Annotated in this window: 12 protein-coding genes; 7 read left to right on the forward strand and 5 right to left on the reverse strand. The window is 35.4% G+C overall.

Annotation, left to right across the window (positions count from 1 at the left end):
- Window positions 1–213 precede the first annotated feature (213 nt).
- Both ACKTTZ_RS17530 and ACKTTZ_RS17535 read right to left on the reverse strand, forming a co-directional pair.
- The gene (locus ACKTTZ_RS17530) at window positions 214–2,772 is read right to left on the reverse strand and encodes an AAA domain-containing protein (RefSeq protein ID WP_407846168.1); all 2,559 of its coding nucleotides are present in this window, start codon (window positions 2,770–2,772) and stop codon (window positions 214–216) included.
- A gap of 351 nt (window positions 2,773–3,123) precedes the next feature.
- Window positions 3,124–5,295 carry a hypothetical protein gene (locus ACKTTZ_RS17535; protein ID WP_407846169.1) on the reverse strand — a complete coding sequence of 724 codons (2,172 nt, stop codon included), beginning with the start codon at window positions 5,293–5,295 and terminating at the stop codon, window positions 3,124–3,126.
- 247 nt (window positions 5,296–5,542) lie between these two features.
- Here ACKTTZ_RS17535 and ACKTTZ_RS17540 point away from each other — a divergent pair, with 247 nt between their 5' ends.
- Genes ACKTTZ_RS17540 through ACKTTZ_RS17555 form a run of 4 tightly spaced genes read left to right on the forward strand, consistent with a single transcriptional unit; the run spans window position 5,543 to window position 7,959 of the window.
- Window positions 5,543–5,764 carry a DUF2188 domain-containing protein gene (locus tag ACKTTZ_RS17540; RefSeq protein WP_407846170.1) on the forward strand — a complete coding sequence of 74 codons (222 nt, stop codon included), beginning with the start codon at window positions 5,543–5,545 and terminating at the stop codon, window positions 5,762–5,764.
- A 3-nt stretch (window positions 5,765–5,767) separates the two neighbouring features.
- Window positions 5,768–6,292, forward strand: coding sequence for a Pycsar system effector family protein (locus tag ACKTTZ_RS17545; protein WP_131797336.1), 525 nt, complete (start codon window positions 5,768–5,770; stop codon window positions 6,290–6,292).
- A gap of 4 nt (window positions 6,293–6,296) precedes the next feature.
- Window positions 6,297–7,316 (forward strand): hypothetical protein, encoded by a 1,020-nt coding sequence (locus tag ACKTTZ_RS17550; RefSeq protein WP_407846171.1) that lies wholly within the window; start codon window positions 6,297–6,299, stop codon window positions 7,314–7,316.
- A complete protein-coding gene (locus ACKTTZ_RS17555) occupies window positions 7,285–7,959 on the forward strand; it encodes an SEC-C domain-containing protein (RefSeq protein WP_407846172.1) in 675 nt (224 codons plus the stop codon). Before ACKTTZ_RS17550 ends, ACKTTZ_RS17555 begins: the two co-directional genes overlap by 32 nt.
- A 124-nt stretch (window positions 7,960–8,083) precedes the next feature.
- On the opposite strand, the gene ACKTTZ_RS17560 is transcribed toward ACKTTZ_RS17555, so the two are convergent.
- The 3 genes from ACKTTZ_RS17560 to ACKTTZ_RS17570 form a co-directional block, all read right to left on the reverse strand.
- Entirely contained in the window at window positions 8,084–8,575 is a 492-nt protein-coding gene (locus ACKTTZ_RS17560; RefSeq protein WP_407846173.1) for a hypothetical protein, read from the reverse strand.
- Window positions 8,575–9,618 (reverse strand): YaaC family protein, encoded by a 1,044-nt coding sequence (locus tag ACKTTZ_RS17565; RefSeq protein WP_407846174.1) that lies wholly within the window; start codon window positions 9,616–9,618, stop codon window positions 8,575–8,577. Before ACKTTZ_RS17565 ends, ACKTTZ_RS17560 begins: the two co-directional genes overlap by 1 nt.
- Before the next feature lie 531 nt (window positions 9,619–10,149).
- On the reverse strand, window positions 10,150–10,458 hold the full coding sequence (locus ACKTTZ_RS17570; RefSeq protein ID WP_407846175.1) for a helix-turn-helix domain-containing protein: 309 nt from the start codon (window positions 10,456–10,458) through the stop codon (window positions 10,150–10,152).
- A gap of 646 nt (window positions 10,459–11,104) precedes the next feature.
- Here ACKTTZ_RS17570 and ACKTTZ_RS17575 point away from each other — a divergent pair.
- Genes ACKTTZ_RS17575 through ACKTTZ_RS17585 form a run of 3 tightly spaced genes read left to right on the forward strand, consistent with a single transcriptional unit; the run spans window position 11,105 to window position 18,087 of the window.
- On the forward strand, window positions 11,105–14,125 hold the full coding sequence (locus ACKTTZ_RS17575; protein WP_407846176.1) for a SusC/RagA family TonB-linked outer membrane protein: 3,021 nt from the start codon (window positions 11,105–11,107) through the stop codon (window positions 14,123–14,125).
- Window positions 14,126–14,147: 22 nt separating this feature from the next.
- Window positions 14,148–15,551, forward strand: a complete 1,404-nt coding sequence (locus ACKTTZ_RS17580) for a RagB/SusD family nutrient uptake outer membrane protein (RefSeq protein WP_407846177.1) — start codon at window positions 14,148–14,150, stop codon at window positions 15,549–15,551.
- Window positions 15,541–18,087, forward strand: a complete 2,547-nt coding sequence (locus ACKTTZ_RS17585) for an alpha/beta hydrolase family protein (RefSeq protein ID WP_407846178.1) — start codon at window positions 15,541–15,543, stop codon at window positions 18,085–18,087. Before ACKTTZ_RS17580 ends, ACKTTZ_RS17585 begins: the two co-directional genes overlap by 11 nt.
- Window positions 18,088–18,157 lie beyond the last annotated feature (70 nt).

Below are 18,157 nucleotides of genomic sequence, written 5' to 3' on the forward strand. Positions count from 1 at the left end.
ATGGTATTAGTAGTGTTGTACTTTCTTAAATTCAATATAGTTTTTAATTGATAATCTTGAGAGGACTATAGCTCGTTTTAAAACTTGTAATATTTATATTTTTGAGATTGACTGCTTGCTCTTATAGCCATGAAAAATCTTCAATTCTTACGATTCAATATCCTTTTTCAAAATTGGAATAATTACAAACTGACTTTGATAGCTCTTCCTAAGTTATTTATTTAAAAGATTTAATGTACTTATTAATCTTTCTCTTTCCCCACTTCCCGTGGTCGAAAACCTTAACAAAGGAATTTTATACTTTTCCAAGATCTCATTTTTCATGACATCTCTTTCTGCTTGTTGACTTTCCATTTTATGGTATTCATATCCATCTACTTCGATAGCTAAAACAGGATTTTTTCCCAGCTTATTGTAAATAAGAAAATCAAGATGCGTGGCGTGATGTCTAGCGTAACGCTCTTCTTCAATACTTAATCTTGAAAAATCTAACAATAAATTTCTTAATAGATGGTGAAGAATAACGCCATATTTTGAAAATTGATCATCAGACAAAACTTCCCTGATTAACGCATACATTAGATTCTCACTGTCGAAAACAGATTTCTTTTTTTGATCTGATAAAAGTGTTCTTCTTTTTTCTTCATACCCTTTGTACAGGTAGTCAAAAATAGAGTGTACCTCACTATTTATTGTAGTGAAATTATTGTAATCAATATAACGGATAAGATCTGAGATATTCGTTTCATTATCACTTTCATTTCCGTTCACCAATAGAATCAGCTGATCTTTGGCTCTGGAAATGGCTACATTCAGACGGTTTGGATTGTCGGTGAATTCGGAGATTTCATTATCTACTGTGGAGAGAATGATCACATCATTTTCTCGTCCCTGAAATTTATCCACCGTATCGGCTTTGATATCTGTTCCCTGAAAGGTTCTTTGTAATGCGATGGTCTGATTTCGATAAGGGGTGACAATTCCCAGATTTACACCTTCCAGCTTTTGCTGTGGAATGATTTCCTGAATAATCACATCAATCTGCCGCTGATTCTCTCTTTGGCGGGCGTGATTGCCTTCAGTTGTTTTATAGATTAATAAAGGTTCTCTTTCTGTTTGTCCTTCCGAAAGAATAATTAACTGATCATTATAAAACTTACGGTTACAAAAATCGATGATTTTAGGATGGCAGCGATAATGTTCTTTTAAAAGTGTTTTGGGTATTTCTGGAAATACTTCCATAATGGAAGAAAGGAGGCTATGATTAGAATATCTATAGGGTTCCGGAATATCATAGTTCTTAAAAATCTGATCCGTATTTTCTGCTGTTGCAGAATCTACTACATTGGGAAGCTGTTTTAAATCTCCTACAATGACGGCCTGTTTTGCGCAGGATAATGCGAGTACACCCGTTGCAAGATCCACCTGCGAAGATTCATCAACAATTACATAATCGTAGACTACATTTTCAGCAAGGCTTCTTCTTAATGAGTAGGTTGTACTCATAATGACAGGATAATCTTTAATAAATTCTTCGGAATTAAAACGAAGATCCCATTCAGTATATTCTGAACGTTCATTTCCTTTATATTTTTGGTAGAGTTTGTTTTTAAACAGCTGCATGGATCCTTCCGTATATTCTTTCATTTTATCATCGAAGGAAAAATGCTGGAACGTATTGTGCAGCTCCTGCTTTCTGAGAGTAAGCTCTGAAATTTTTACTCCATAGTATTTTGACTGAACAATCCTAATCATTTCTTCATATGTTAAGGTATAGAAAGTCTTATCTCTCACACCATACAAAAAAGGGAATATCAGTTTGCGCCACCAGTAAAACTTCTTACCAGTTTTCTCATAGTCTTCCAATGTCACCCATAATGAAAGCAGCTGATCTGAACTGATATTCTTTTTAAAACGGATTTCCGTTGCCAAAGCTACATCATCCATAAAATGCTGATGCTCTGTTTTGATCTTATCGATTTCCAGTTTGAGTAAAGCCAGTTCATTCTTTAATTCCAACTTTTCAGCAAGTTCAGTAAAAAGAAGTGGAGTAGACTGCATAAGGGATTGTTCCTGTTCTTCCTCTAATCTAAAATCTGACAGATCCGGGATTTCAGTTTGAGCATCGATAAATTCTTTTTTGTTCTGGCTGCTTCCCAACAATGCCGCTATAAAAGAAACTCCATTGCTCTCCAGTTTCTCAAATACATTTTTTGTCGCCGAATTATTGCTTGAAACAACAGCCACACTCTGATTATTCATCACTGCATTGGCAATAATATTAAGAATAGTCTGGGTTTTTCCTGTTCCGGGAGGACCTTCAATAACACTTAAAGGATTTGAAAATGCATGGTCAACTCCTGTTCTCTGACTCAGATTAAATCCAAAAGGAAAGATGTCAATAGGATAGGTTTGGTAATTCTTTTCGGGTTCTTTTCCGTTAAGATAATTATAAAGAATAGAAGTCTCAGGAATAAAACGGATACTTCCATAGCTATTGGCAAGAATGTTATTGCCTTCCTCTGTCTTCAAACCAACACTTTCTGCAATCGCCTTTAGATAAGAAAAAATATTTCCGGCTCTCTCACTTTGAATAGCAGATCTCACCATCTTAATTCTATATTGAGGATAAGAATAGGCTTTACCACTGCTTTTATACACAACTATACATTTATTCCCCTCAAAAGAATAAGATTTTATCTCATCAGTCTTGTCTTTACCATCAATGTAGATTGCTTGCGATTTAAAATTTTCGTGGTTGGTTGTATACATTGGTTACTAATTATTAGTAAATATAATAATCTGTTATCTAATCGAAGTTCGCCTAGAATAAACTGTTAACAAAATTGGGGTAAAAAAATGAAGCAAAGTAATGAAACTTTGCTTCTAATTTCTGTGCTGACCAGGTCTAGACCTGCAGTGTTGGATAACATTTTCTAAACGGCCTAAGCGCATTCTTGTATAGGCTCTCACAAACACTGGTTTCCAACCAGCACAACGTAAACAGTGTACTGTCATAATTAATGGATTTAAAATTAAAGATTATAACTTAAATCGCTATGACCTGTTTACGTTTACAAATATATTTTAATTTTATAAAAACTCAAAAAAATCTTACTTTACTTATTTTAAATTTTTTATACTCTTGTAAAGATCTATTAAATGATAAACCGACATATCAACTAAAGGTTCATACATAAAAGAATTTATGTGGATGTTTTCAGGTGTCATCAAATTTACTCTATCGATAATTCCTAGATTGTTACTGGTAGGGTATCTTTTTTTATACATATTCGATAGAATTCTTGTTTGAACAGATTTTAGTTTTATAAAATCTACATTTGGTAACTTTGATATCATATACTGTTCGGTTTTTAATCTACATGCGATTGCTAGTGTAATCTTATTTTCCAATAAGATTTCTAAAATCTCTTTTTCCTCAATCAAATAATCTGCAGTTGAAAAGATAAAATCTTGGATTTTGATTGTTTTCTCAAGTTCCATTTCGCAACTTTTAAGCCTAGTGATTCTATTTTTATAAATACTAAAAACATCTTCAATTGTTATCTCTTTGGAATCTGGTTTTTCATGGAGACAGCTCGTTAACTTTTTATAGTCGTCTGTGTTTTTTGAATCACAATAATCTATTATATTACGAACAAACGGAATAAGGCTAATAAATGTTTTGGGGTCATTATAATTATTTAAAAATTCTTTAAACAAATCCTCTTTATATACCCACTCAATAATGTGAATTTTTCTATTTTCATCTTTCGATGTCATGTAGCATTGTTGTCCGATATTTAGACGGGAGGCAATTGTTCTGTAAAAATCAAAATTATGTGTTAAAATAAGTGATTTAAAATTTTCAGAATAATGGAGGTCTGCTATATATTCGATTATTGCAAATTTATTTTTATAATCAAAAGAATCGGCGATATCATCAAAAATTATTAAAGTTTTATCATCAGTATTTTTTCTTGATTCTATCTCGAATAAAAATTGTAATATAAAATATGCTCTTGTTTCTCCTTTACTTAAAACTTTTAATAGATTATCCTTACTCTGTCTTTTAGGTTCTTCATTTTTATCTTTAAAAACAAACTCTAGATTAGCCGTTTCACGTTTCAAAATAACATCATGTAAATTGCCTAATTTAACCTCGAACGGAACGTAAAATCTATCATTGAACTTTTCAATTATATCTTTCCACAATTCTTGTTCTTTTTTTGATTCTGTAATGATAGTGTCAAGTTCTTTCTTTTTCACTTCATATTTTTTAGATAAGCTTTCAGCATCTTCTTTTACTTCAGACATGAAGCTAGTCCAGACTTTCTTTTTGAAACCATCATAGTCTTTTAAACTGACAAGAATTGAGTTGTCCTTTTCGATCACTTGTTTAAACAACCTTAAATCTACATTAGCTCCAATTGCTTTGTCTACTTTATTAAAGGATTCTTTAAGTTTTTCGTCTGCAATTATTCGAGCGAGTTCTGCATTATAGATTTCTTTTAGCTGAAATGATTCTGTAATCTCTGTTCCATCTTCTAAAACAAACTTATGACCAGCATCAAAATAAGAATTATCTTCAATCGATTTAATAATTTCATTTGCTTGGTAGGTTCCAAATGTATTTTCACCGGTCAGTTTAAACAGTTTCGAATTTGAAAGGATTTGATTGTAGTTTTCTACATAATCATCTAATAAATCTTCATTTTTATCCAAGAATTTTTTCACATTTCCTTTAGTGTCAAACACTGCGTTGTATCTAAAGGTAATTTTATCAGAACTTTCATTAAGTTGCTTAGTATGAGAAGTAAGTACCTCAAAAAAATCTATATTAGCATTATTACTATAGGTCCCAACATATTCAACTTCGCAATCATTGCTTTTTGAAATGGCTTTAAGTTTTTTTAGTAGTTCACTTTTGGCATCATCAAGTTCACTATATATTTTATCATATTTTTCCTTTAGCTCTTTTCGAGCTATAAATGATGTAATTTTATGAGTTGCATCGTAGGAACTGTCTTCTGCATTAATTACTAAAATTGAATCTGAGATCATCTCTTCATCATCAAATGTAATATCGAACTTTGACTTTTTGTTATAGACTAAATCTTTTGGTTGGTCTTTTTTATCATTTTTGGAGATTAAATCAAATGTTTTAGCAAAAGACGTTTTCATTGTTCCGTTTGGAGCATAAATCAGATAAGAATTTGTTTTACAAAAGTCGAATTCATGTTTCAATTTTCCAATACCAAAACAGTTTTCGAAATCAATTTTTAGAATTTTCATGTATTTAAAATTAGTTATGGGCAATATACTAATTAATGCGAATTGTTTTTTACGGTAAAACGTAAAAGACAATACAAGTTCTCCTAAAATAAATCATAAAATTTTGTTAAAAATTATCCTTCAAATATCTACGCAAAAACATTGCGCAGATAGTAGCTAATTTCGTACTTACTAATGATAAAATAGCATCATATGAAAAATTTGACACAGGTCATTGGAATAAATTTAATATTTAAAATAGTTTATAATGAATAAAAATCAACACGTCGTGCCTCATCAAGGGAAATGGGCAGTAAAAGGAGAGGGTAATCAGAAAAACACTTTAATAACTGATACCCAAGAACAAGCTATTACGAAAGCTAGAGAAATTGCTAAGAATCAGGAATCAGAATTATTGATACATGGTCGAGATGGTGCAATTAGAGAAAAGAACAGCTATGGAAATGACCCTAAAAATGTAAAAGGTTAAAATATGAGTACTAACATTAATACTATTGCAACCGCAGATAAGATTGAAATGTTGAAACATTCAATTGATCGATATGATCATTATTTTGACAGTATCAACAATAAAGGCAACTTGTTCCTAACCCTTAATACTTTTTTACTGGGAGGTATTATAACTGGATATTACAGTATTAAAGATAACATCAATGGAGAAATTGATGTTATCTTTTTTGTTTGGATTGCTTTAATTCTTTGTTTGTTGAGTATCGGGACAACTTTATTGGCGATAATTCCATACATCAGTAAACAGGCGGATTGCGTAAGTGGTTCAGTTCTAAATTTTAATAATGTTGCCAATATATCACTCGGAAGTCTTAAGCGTATGTACGAAGATTTAACAGAGGATAAGAAATATGAAGACTATCTTGAACAGTCACATCTTTTGGCGAAGGGACTTCAGAAAAAATTCTCTTATTTAAAGATTGCCACTTGTTTATTAGGGGGCTGTTTTACTTGTATAATAATAATCGGAATAAAAATTTTTAATTAATATTATGGAAAAACTTTACAAAAACTACGCAGATGAAATTGCTTATTATCTTAATCAGGATAAATCTACTCAATTTCAAAAATCATTTAGTACTGGTACTTTAAATGAAAGTGTCAATAAGATACCAAAAATGTCATGGCTAGACAAAACTAAGAATGAAGCTAATTTTAGAAGCCTTAGCGCTTTAGATTCTATCACAGGTATTCCTCGTAAATATGAAGAGAAATTAGGAGCTCATCCGAGTTTTCAACATTTGAAAAATACCGAAACGGGGGAATATCATTACATAGTTTCTATGTTTATAGATGTGAAAAACTCAACAGGATTATTCAAAAAATATTCACCTGATATTGTAGCCGGAATTTGTAGATTAATCCAAAATGCTGCTATTCACACTTGTTGGCATTTTGACGGATATATTCATAGACTTCAAGGGGATGGGTTAATGGTTTATTTTGGAGGACGAGGTATTTCAAAACAGACTTCTGTAGAAAATGCTCTTTTAGCAGGTGCTTTTATTAATTATTTTGTTAAAAACGATTTAAAGGATTTGTTTGAGCAAAAGGGGGTAAGTAGAATATATACAAGAATTGGAATTGACTTTGGAAATGATGATGCAACACTATGGCATAATACAGGGATTGGCGATTGTAGCGAAGTAACAACGACCAGTCTTCATACTAGTCTTTCCTGTAAAATGCAAGCTCAAGCAGAAAGCAACGGCATAGTAGTAGGAGATAATATTTTACCTTTCCGCCCGCATCATCAGGATTACTTTAAGTATAAAAAGTATAAGACAAACGGTGAAGAAAAAGACTATATATATGAAATTTCTACTGAAGGTTTTAAATATAAACAATATGATTTTAATTGGGAAAGATATCTGAGAAATCATCCCAAAATTCAAGACGACGGAAACGGAGGACTTCTGCTTCCAAATACGGTTCAACCAAATATTCATATCCAAAATAATATTTCAGAATTAGAAAGAAATGCAACAGGCTATAAACCTTACTTTAAATAGAAATTTCAAGATTAGAAATTTTGAGGAAGACAAAGCTGCCATTATTTCAGCAAACCCGGGATTGAAATATCTCGGGGTAGTTGAAGGGTTTCACAAATTTGCTGGCAGCTTTTATCTGAAGAATGACAAAGGTGAACTAATTGAGAGTTTTAATATTGTCATTGTCGTTAATCGAAAAAAATATCCTAATAGTTTTCCCTTGTTGTTTTTAACAGATGATAAAATTGAAAAAAATCTTGATAATCATCTTAGCAAAGATGGTTTGGTATGTTTAGAACATACCTATAACTTAAACAAAATAGAATCTGGTGGTATTAGAGTATATGATTTTATTAATCATTATCTAACAAAATATTTTTCTTGGGTTCTTGTTAAAAAATACGGGCGGTCAGAAATTCTAGATGAATATCAGCATCATGAAAAGGGCACTATTCAGTTTTACCAAGAGCTGTTAAAAACAACGGACAAAAAAATAATCTATCAATTTCTAGAAGAATATTGTCATCAAATTAAAACTAAGCAAAATTCAATGTGTTATTGTGGTAGTGGAAAAAAATTGAAAAAATGTCATTACGAAGCTGTGATTATGCTAAAAGCAACGTCTAAAAAAATAATTCTATCGGATTTAAAATTATTTTTATAGCTACATTCCGATCTGACAGTATGTGTAATTTTTTTATTCTTTACAGTAATTACTTCTAACAATATGTATTTTTTTCTGTAAAAATTTCCATAACTTCTGTTTATTCTTTCTAAATACTGTATTGTTATTCAAAGTTTAGTTCAGTAAAACAATCTTCAATTTCTGAATACTGAATAACTTTATTTACATTTGGTAATCCTAGAGCCATTAAAGATATATAACCTTTACCTATTTGTAATCTATGTTCTGATTTATCTGGATTTTGATATCCAACTTCTGAGGCTCTATTATCACCAAAATCTTTAAATAGTAAGATGGCAGGAATATTTCTTCCTTCAGCTATTTGTAGTTCTATTCCTAAACCAACTGATGAAAAGCTACATTCTGCTATTATTAGATTAGATTCTTCTACCATTTGTCTATCCCATAAATAGCAATATTCAGCTTTCTTTTCTTCAACAATTTCTTCAAGTTGAGGGTCACTATTTATTAATGCGTATTTTACATCATGTCCTAATTCTTTTATATGATTTGCAAGTTTATGAATTGATTCAACATATGTTTCGAAATGTTCTCGTGGAATATGTGTTAGGCTTGTAGCTATATAAATATTCATTATTTGGCTGATCTAATGTTAGGAATTAAAAAATGATAACCTGTTATTTCACTAGCAATCTCATCTAAAAATTGTTCGGAAGATTGTTGGATAAATTCGTTTATTAACCAATTTTTATCACTATCCATGAATTTTCTAAACTCCAGTGGTTTGTATCTACATAACTCACTTAAACGATGCATTGCACCAAGTGTTAAGGTACTTGATTTTCTGTCAATTTTTGCTGGTCCGCGAACATTACTTTTTATATACCACAATGTGGAACTACCATTTATGAATACTAAATCTTTTCTTAAAGCTTCATTGAAATTAATTAAATTATTAATGTCAGAAACTGAAGGCTTTGTTGGATTGCTAATAGTTGTTGAGCCATTTGACTTAATAAAATATCTTTCTTTTTCTTTTCTATCAAATATAAATGTAGATGGCAACCTTTTTAAAATGTTTCTATTACTGAAATCTTCTGATAATTCACAATACAATCTTACCTCGTTTGTTGATAGATCATAATAAAAAAAAACGTTTTTCACTGGAATAAACATATCAGTCTGGCGAGGATATGATAGGCAATAAGTTCTATGTATAAACTGGAGGTTAAAGAATATTTCTTGTAGTGAATGTACGGTACTTGTTTCAGTTTCATTGAAATATGTCGACAATGATGGTAATATTCCATTTGATTTAATTTCAATCCCTTCATTTTGTAAAGTAAATCTACTCGATGAAATACCACTATGTTTTACTCCGTGATAATGGTTGAATATAATATTTTTAGATGTTAACAATGCTTTCGTAGCATTCATGAAACAATAATAGTGTAGTAAGGGTGCTGTATAAATATTAACCCCGACCGATGACTTATAAAATTCATTTGCCTGATTCCAATAAAATAATGCAGAATCCTTTTTTTCTTTCTTTAACCATAATGCCACAAATTCCCAACGCGAATTTGTGAGCACGTTTTTAGAACCAAGTAATGGATTCTTTATTGCCTTTTGTGGAGTTAAATCTTTTCCTTTAATTTTTAAACGAGCTATTGGCATAATATTAATTATAATGTAAGGTGTAGGAAGTAAGTTTGAAAGCATCATCATTTAGGTATAATGCTCCATTTGATTAGAAAATCTTGTGAAGATTTATCTTTATTTTATTTGTTAAGACTTTAATTAGTATTGTAGGATTAATATATCCACTTATTATAACTTTGATTTTTCCAACTATTGTATGAATACTATTAATTAAAACTTTTAATAGGGTAATAAATTTTTGTTTTTTGAATATATAATCTATTAACTCTACTACGAAGCTTTGTTATGTTAGAAATTATTGGATTATTCTTAAATTCAGTATTCATATTATGGTATTAGTTATTTACTCCAAATATACAAAAGACTTTGAATAAGTTTGAGCTTCTAATTAACTATAAGGTTCTTACACCATTTCACATTATTTTAAAGTGCTTAAATATAAAAATACTCTTTTCAGCTAATTACAGTTTTCCGTGAAGTTTATAATCTATTATTAAGTATAATTCTAGTAAAATGATGATTAATAAGAGAAAATCCTGACTCTCGTCAGGATTTTCTCTTATTTTTATTTTTAAACTCTTTTTGTAAATAGTCAATTTCAAATTCTATTTTTTGCAATTCTTTTGCGTTCAATTTTGTGAAAAGAGATAATATATCAATGTCTAAAAAGTTGCTAAGTTTTACAATATTTTCAATTGTTGGATTTGTCAATCCTCTCTCAATTCTACCTACATGATCTTTAGAAATATTTAATTCCAATCCTAATTGGAATTGGGATAATTCTCTCCTTAGTCTATAGACTTGAATTAACTTACCAATTTGAAACTTTAAATCTTCTACCTGCCATTTATACATGTAGTAAATTTTGATCTTTTAAATATTTTTCATGAAGATGTATATGTCGTCTATTGTTTTTTTATTATATTTGTAAGATAAGTTACAGATAATGTAACTTTGCGATACTTCAACGAAATATTAGAAGCTATTGCTTAGAATCTCGAAGCAGAAAACTGGTAATTTTCAAATAACAACGAGATGATAGGCTTGAAGCTCACGACCTAGGCGTGGGCTCTCTTATCTGTTGTTATGGGTATACCAGTGCCTCTGCTCGGATAATGTAGAGTTCCATGCCATTTTATTTCATGCTGTTCGCTTTATATCTACATTAAAATCTAAGCCCGCTTACAACATAAGTATCAGATTGCACGATACAATAGGAGGGTACAGCCTATTGTGGCTTTAAAAAGCTTACACGGGAACACAGATTTCATTCATATTAAATTCTTTCCGGTGCCCTAAAGGTCACTGATTGCAGAACCTCACCAGTCCTTTTTATACCAAAGGGCATCAGGAAAGTCTTTATCTAAAAAAATGAATCAAAAAACTACTCAACTTAAAATCAAAAGAAAGAAAAAGCTCCTTCCCATAGAGTTTGCAGACCAACGGGAAAGAGCGTAGTTCAGTAATTAATCTTTAAAAAATTAAAAACCTTTACAAATCTATGAAAAATTCCTATTACAATATAGGAGGCATTTTCTTTGGGCTCATGTTTACGGCTGTAAGCATTACTACAAAAGCCCAGACCCGCACCATTTCCGGTACCGTCACCACATCAGGTAAACCTCTTTCAGGAGTCGTGATCTCCCAGGAGGGCAGTGATCAGGTAACCATGACCGGCAACAACGGAGCCTATACTTTACAGGTTTCAGCAGAAAATACCATCCTATTGTTTAGACACCCTGATTATACAGAAGAAAAATTTACACTTACAAATCAGAAAGTCGTTAATATCAGCTTAGAACAAAAAGTAAAGGGAATCGATGAAGTTATTCTCAACGCCGGCTACTACAAGGTTAAAGACAAAGAAAGAACCGGTAGTATTGCCAAAGTTTTAGCAAAAAATATAGAAAATCAGCCTGTCACCAATGTGCTCTCAGCGGCTCAGGGAAGGGTAGCGGGAGTGAATATTGTACAGAACTCGGGAATGCCGGGGGGAGGCTATGATATTCAGATAAGAGGAAAGAACAGTCTTCGGGCTTTGGGGAATAATCCGCTGTATGTAGTAGACGGGGTTCCGGTAGGAGGAGAAATGGCTTCCCAGTTTTCAGGAGCGGTACTGCCAGCCAGCAGTATTAACCCCCTTAATAGCATTAATCCTGCGGATATTGAGAGTATTGAGATTCTGAAAGATGCGGATGCCACCTCGATTTATGGATCTAGGGGCGCAAATGGAGTAGTGCTGGTCACTACCAAGAAAGGGAAGAGTGGGAAAGCTGGTGCAGGTATAGAAGGAGCAGGGAATCTGGGATTAAATGTGGGGACTTCGTATGCCGTAAGTTCTGTGATTAATAACCTTACCATGATGAAGACCGGGGATTATCTCAGGATGCGAAGGCAGGCCTATCAGAATGACGGGATTACGGCCTATCCGGCTAATGCCTATGATATCAATGGAGTGTGGGATCAGGGGAGGTATACGGATTGGAGGAAATCGCTGATTGGAAATACCGCTGATGCCTTTACGGCGAATGTTTCATTAAGCGGAGGGAACGACAGAACTTCCTTTTTGGTGGGCTATGGGCATAATGAGCAGTCTACCGTGTTTTCAAAAGAGTTTAAATATAAGGCGGATAATCTCTCTGCCAATATCAGCCACAGTTCTGAAGACAAACGTTTTCAGCTCAGTGTTTCCAGCAGGTTCTCGCTTCAGAAGAATAATGTATTGAGTGAGGATATCACCAGACAAGCTTACCTGATGGTACCTGATGCTCCGGCTTTGTATCTGTCGGATGGTAGCCTCAATTGGGAGAACAACACCTTTAACAATCCGGCAGGGCTCTATAACAGTTCCTATTCCTATGAGAACAAGCAGTTTTTAACCAATATGAATGTGCAGTATGAACTGCTCGAACATTGGTTTTTGAAGCTTAATGGAGGCCTTAACTATCAGTCTTTTGATGAAAGATCGTTAAAACCTAATACTATGTATAATCCTGCTTCCTATCAGGGGCAGTCCAGTGCGAGTTCACAGTCGTATGCAAGCAGTCAGGACCGGTTTTCGTTTATTCTGGAACCACAATTGAACTGGCAGATGAAGAAAGGTAAACATGCTCTGGATGTATTGGCAGGGACGACCTTTCAGCGGGAAATAGGCACTCAGGGCTCTATGATCGGGATTGGATTTGAGAGTAATGCTTTTATAGAGAATGTAGGAGCAGCCAGAACCAAGATCATTACCGATCAGATCAGAACAGAGTACCGATATGCCGCATTCTTTGGAAGGGTGAATTACCAGTACGCCGGAAGATATATCCTGAATGTGACCGGAAGACGGGATGGAAGCAGCCGATTTGGTCCCAGTAATAAGTTTGCGAATTTCGGGGCAGTGGGAGCGGCGTGGATATTCTCTCAGGAATCTTTCCTGAAAAACATGAAATGGCTGAGCTTTGGGAAACTTCGTAGCAGCTACGGAACTACCGGAAGTGATAATATAGGAGATTATGGGTATCTGGATACCTATGACCTCTCAGAATACCTGTATAACAATACCGCAGGGCTGAATCCTTCAAGGCTGTATAATCCCAATTACAGCTGGGAGAAGACTACTAAACTGGAAGCGGCTTTGGAGCTGGGATTTCTGAAAAACAGGATAAACCTGACTACCGCGTGGTACAGGAACCGTTCTTCAAGCCAGCTGGTGGGATATCAGCTTCCTTCCATAACAGGGTTTCCAAGTGTACTGGCCAATCTGGATGCCGTAGTGGAGAACTCAGGATGGGAACTCGACCTTTCCGCTAAGCCGTTTTCAGGAGGTGATTTTCAGTGGGAATCCGGGATCAATATCAGTTTTCCTAAAAACAAGCTGGTTTCTTTTCCGGGGCTGGCAGGTTCTACCTATGCCAATACTTATGTTATAGGACAGCCCATTACATCGGTAAAGGTATACCAGTATGAGGGGATTGATCCTGCAACGGGACTGTACCGGTTCAAAGATTTTAACGGGGATGGGAAGATCTCAGCTCCGGATGACAGGCAGGCCGTGGAAAATATAGGAGTACGGTATTTTGGGGGATGGAATAATACCCTTCGATTTAAAAACTGGAACCTGTCATTTCTTTTTCAGTTTGTGAAACAGAGAAACTGGAATTATAACAATATTATGCCCATACCGGGAACGATGAATAACCAGCCTCAGGAAGTAATGGATGTCTGGTCTGCTGAGAATCCGGGGGGTACCTATATGCCTTATTCTTCAGGGAGCAATGGGATCAAGAATCAGCTCCATGTGTTTTTTATGAACAGTACGGCAGCGGTATCTGATGCATCATTCATCCGTCTTAAGAATCTGGAGCTGGGGTATCAGGTTCCGGTAAAAGGAGCTTTTAAAAGTGTGAAGATTTATTTTCAGGGGCAGAACCTGCTGACTTTTACGAAGTATTTCGGGCCTGATCCTGAGTTCAGGAATATTGGCTATCTGCCTCCTTTAAAAACCTATTCAATGGGGGTTTTGATTACACTATAAAATATATGCTAAAAAATTAATAATGAAAAATTCTAAAATCAATATAAATCAATGTTGTCAATTGATGAGGTTCTGTAGGAACAGGGGACTGGTCCTGCTGTTTTGTGTTCTTCTTTTCTCCTGTGAGAAGGTGCTGGAGGTGGAAACGCCTTCCAATCAGATCGGAAAAGATAAGGTCTTTGCGGATGTTCAGACCGCTAATGCAGCGCTGGCTGGGTTGTATGCAGGTTTAAGGGATAATTCACCCCTCTCAGGGGAGTCATTGGGAGCTTTTCTGGGTGTCTATACGGATGATCTGGATTCTTATGCCTTGACGGATACCAATGGGGTACTGGCGCTGTATCATAACCAGCAGACCGATACCAATTCTACGGTGTATTCAGTATGGTCTACGGCCTATCAGCACATCTACGCTGCCAATGCCATTATTGAAGGTGTTAGAGCATCAGCGTTGCCGGGTAATGAAAAAAACAGGATAGAAGGGGAAGCCCTTCTGGTGCGAAGTATTCTGCTGTTTTATCTTCAGCAGCTCTTTGGAGCGGTTCCTTACCCGGTAAGTACGGATTATACAGTAAATCAGTCTCTTTCAAGGGTAGAATCTGCGGAGGTGCTGTCAAGACTGGAAGCGGATCTGTTGCACTGTGGAGAGTTGCTGCCGGATCAGTACAGGGATGCCGAAAGGGTATATCCCAACCGTAAGGGAGCAGAGCTGATGCTGGCCAAAGTGTATACGCTGGAGCAGAAGTGGACTCAGGCAGAAACTGTGCTGAAAGCAATTGTGGGAAGCCCGCTGTATAGTTTTCAGAATGACCTGTCAAAAGTGTTTCAGAAGGATTCAAAACATATAATATGGCAGTTAAAACCTGCGAACCCCGGTGATCCTGTGAAAGAAGCTATGCTGTATTATTTTTCAGGAGCAGCACCTACGGGCTATGCGCTGTCTGAAAGTCTGATCAGTTCTTTTGAATCGGGAGACCTGAGAAAACAGCAGTGGATGGTTCCTGTAAGCGTAGGAGGAAATACCTGGTATCGCGTGAATAAGTATAAAAATATAACTAGTAATGATACGGAGGATTCTATCGTGTTCCGCCTGGAAGAAGTGTGTTTACTGCTGGCTGAAGCACTGGCTCAGCAGAATAAAGTTGGAGAAGCATTGCAGTATATCAATCCGGTGAGGCAGAGAGCGGGGCTGACTGCTTTAGCATCGATTTCAAAAGAAGTGTTGCTGAGTGAAATCCTTTTAGAAAACAGGAGGGAGTTCTTTACCGAAATGGGACACCGGTTCCTGGATTTAAAACGAAATAACAAACTTGGCGATCTGCAGGTGGTAAAACCGAACTGGAAACCCTTTCACAGCCTATGGCCGGTTCCCCAGAAAGATCTGTTGCTTAATCCTAATTTAAAACCTCAGAATAATGGCTATTAATATCAATAAATTGATAATCCTTTTATTGATTCTTATGGGGATGATCTGTTATGGACAGGTCAGGCAGGATTCAGTAAAAGATGAAAGTTCAAAATTTTACAATATTGCCGTTAACAAAGTGTCTGATGACGGAAAATGGATGGTGGCTACAAAAGTCTACAGGAATAATTATGATACGGCAGTGGTGCTGACGACCGGGAGATCAGGGATGAAATCCCTGGTAGGCACACTGACCAAAAAGTACCAGTACTCCTTTGTAAAAGGTGGGCAGCTGCTGGCTTTGGGGCAGGGAAAAGTAATGCTGTGGAATCTGAGGACCGGTATGCAGAAAGAACTTAGGACTGGTCCGAAGGGCAAAGAATCAGTAAATGTAGTGCAGAGTGGAGTGATGGAGAAAGGGGATAAGTACTTTTTGCAGACCAGTGACAGTGTTCTGCATATCTATGACGCGAAATCTGCCCTGCTGGAGAAAGTAGAACGGGTGCAGTATTTTAAGGTGAGCAGTTCAGGATCTGTATTATATATCGTGAAAAAATCAGGCAGGGAGACTCAGCTGATGAAGTATTCCGGTAATAAAGTAGAGAGCGTGTATGCTGCGCCTGGTATGATCCGGAGTATGGAAGAAATGCCTTCAGGAAGCTTCCTGATTCTTAAAGAAGAAACAACAGATGAAGGAGGTTCAAACAGTTCATCTCAGAAAGTTGTATTGGTTGACACAAAGGGAGGGGAACTGGTGTTTCCTGATATAGGTAAAGTTAGAAAAGAAGAATACCTGCGTTTTACCGAAATACAAAATGGAAATGCCATCATGATTACAGGAATGATTCATGTTCCGGCAGAAAAGGGTACGGTTGATATCTGGTATGGTAATGATGGTAATCTGGAAGCCAAGCAGGAAGGTTCTTTTGTAAAGCGATACTGGATATGGAAAAAGGATGGGAATGAGTTGATGAGAATTCCTTCTGACCGGTTTTCAACAGCAATAAGCCTGAATAATCCTGACTATTTTTTGATGTTTAACAGGGAGGAATTGCAGAATTATTCAACACTGTTTCCTCTGATTCACGGTTTTCTGTATGATCGTAAAAAGGGTAGCTATGAAGACTTGGGTATACTACAGGCGGAAGTTTCAGTGTCAGACGGTGGAAGTCATTTTGTATTTAAAAATAAGGAGGGCTTGTGGGTGCTGACAGATACGGAGAAGTTGAGGAAAATAGTATTGGAAAAGAAGGATTTGACAAAAGCATATTTTAGTCCGGATGGCAGAACGATCTATTTTGAAAGCAGCAATGATCTTTGGAAATATGAAATAAAGAAGGGACAGTTTATCGCACTTAATATCGATCATGAAAATGAAGTAAAGGTAGTTACGAAAGATGAAACAGATTTATATCCTGATTCGGGTTATAATTTTAGGAGAAGTATACTGAATGTAGATGTGCCGGTGCTGCTGGCAGTTACCAGAAAAGGAACGATTGAGAAAACCTTTTTGAAATGGGAGAAAGGCAGGCTTGAAACACTCATGGCTTCTTCAGCTTCGAATATAACATGGTACAAGATGGATGAATCTTTGAAAAAGGCAGTATATATAGAAGAAAGCCTCCATTTTCCGCCTAGGATTGTCTGTAAGGAGATAGGAAAAGAAAAAGGGAATATTGTATTTCAGAGTAATGCGCATGATAAAACATCAGCATCAATAAGGAGGGATGTGATTAGTTTTAACAATAGAGAAGGAACAGCTCTGAAAGGACTTCTGTATTATCCTATCGGATACACTGAGGGGAAAAAATATCCAATGGTCGTGCATATTTATGAAGTGCAGAGCAGGAATCCGAATCAGTATTTATCCCCACTCAATAATTTTCCGGTAGGGTTTTCGATTAGAAAACTTTTGCAGGAAGGGTATTTTGTATATCTGCCGGATATTGCGAACGGACCTTCAGGGGTAGGGCAGTCAGCATTAGACTGTGTGGAAAGCTCATTAGATGCTTTGCAAAATTATTCTGAAGTTGATCTTACAAATGTAGGATTGATCGGCCATTCTTTCGGAGGATTCCGGACAGATTTTATAGCAGGACATTCCAAACGTTTTAAGACTTATATTTCAGGAGCTGGAGCCAGTGATCTGACCAGAATGTATTTTTCTTATAATGAGACCTCGTCTACACCATTTTACTGGCAGTTTGAAGAAGGGCAGTACAATATGTATGCTTCTTTTGCAGAGAATAAAAAACTGTATGTGGATAATAATCCGATTGAAAATGTACATAAAGTAAATGCTCCTATGCTTTTATGGGCAGGAACGGAGGATAAAAGGATTGTATGGGATCAGACCATGGAGTTTTATATCGGGCTGAAACGGAATAAGAAAGATGTTGTAGCCTTGTTTTATCCGGGAGAAGCCCATGTTTTTACCATAGGTTCAAAAGCAGAGAAAGACCTGACTGTAAGAATACAGGATTGGTGGGATTATTTTCTGAAAGGGAAGAGAGACATCCCATGGATTGAGAAACAAATGAGTAAGGATGCTGATTAGCATCCTTACTCATTTGTTTACTAAAGTTACTCACTCATAATCCGTAAATCTTAATGAAGTAAAATAATAT

Origin of the sequence: Chryseobacterium sp. KCF3-3, assembly GCF_045865955.1 — a bacterium.
Classification (GTDB): domain Bacteria; phylum Bacteroidota; class Bacteroidia; order Flavobacteriales; family Weeksellaceae; genus Chryseobacterium.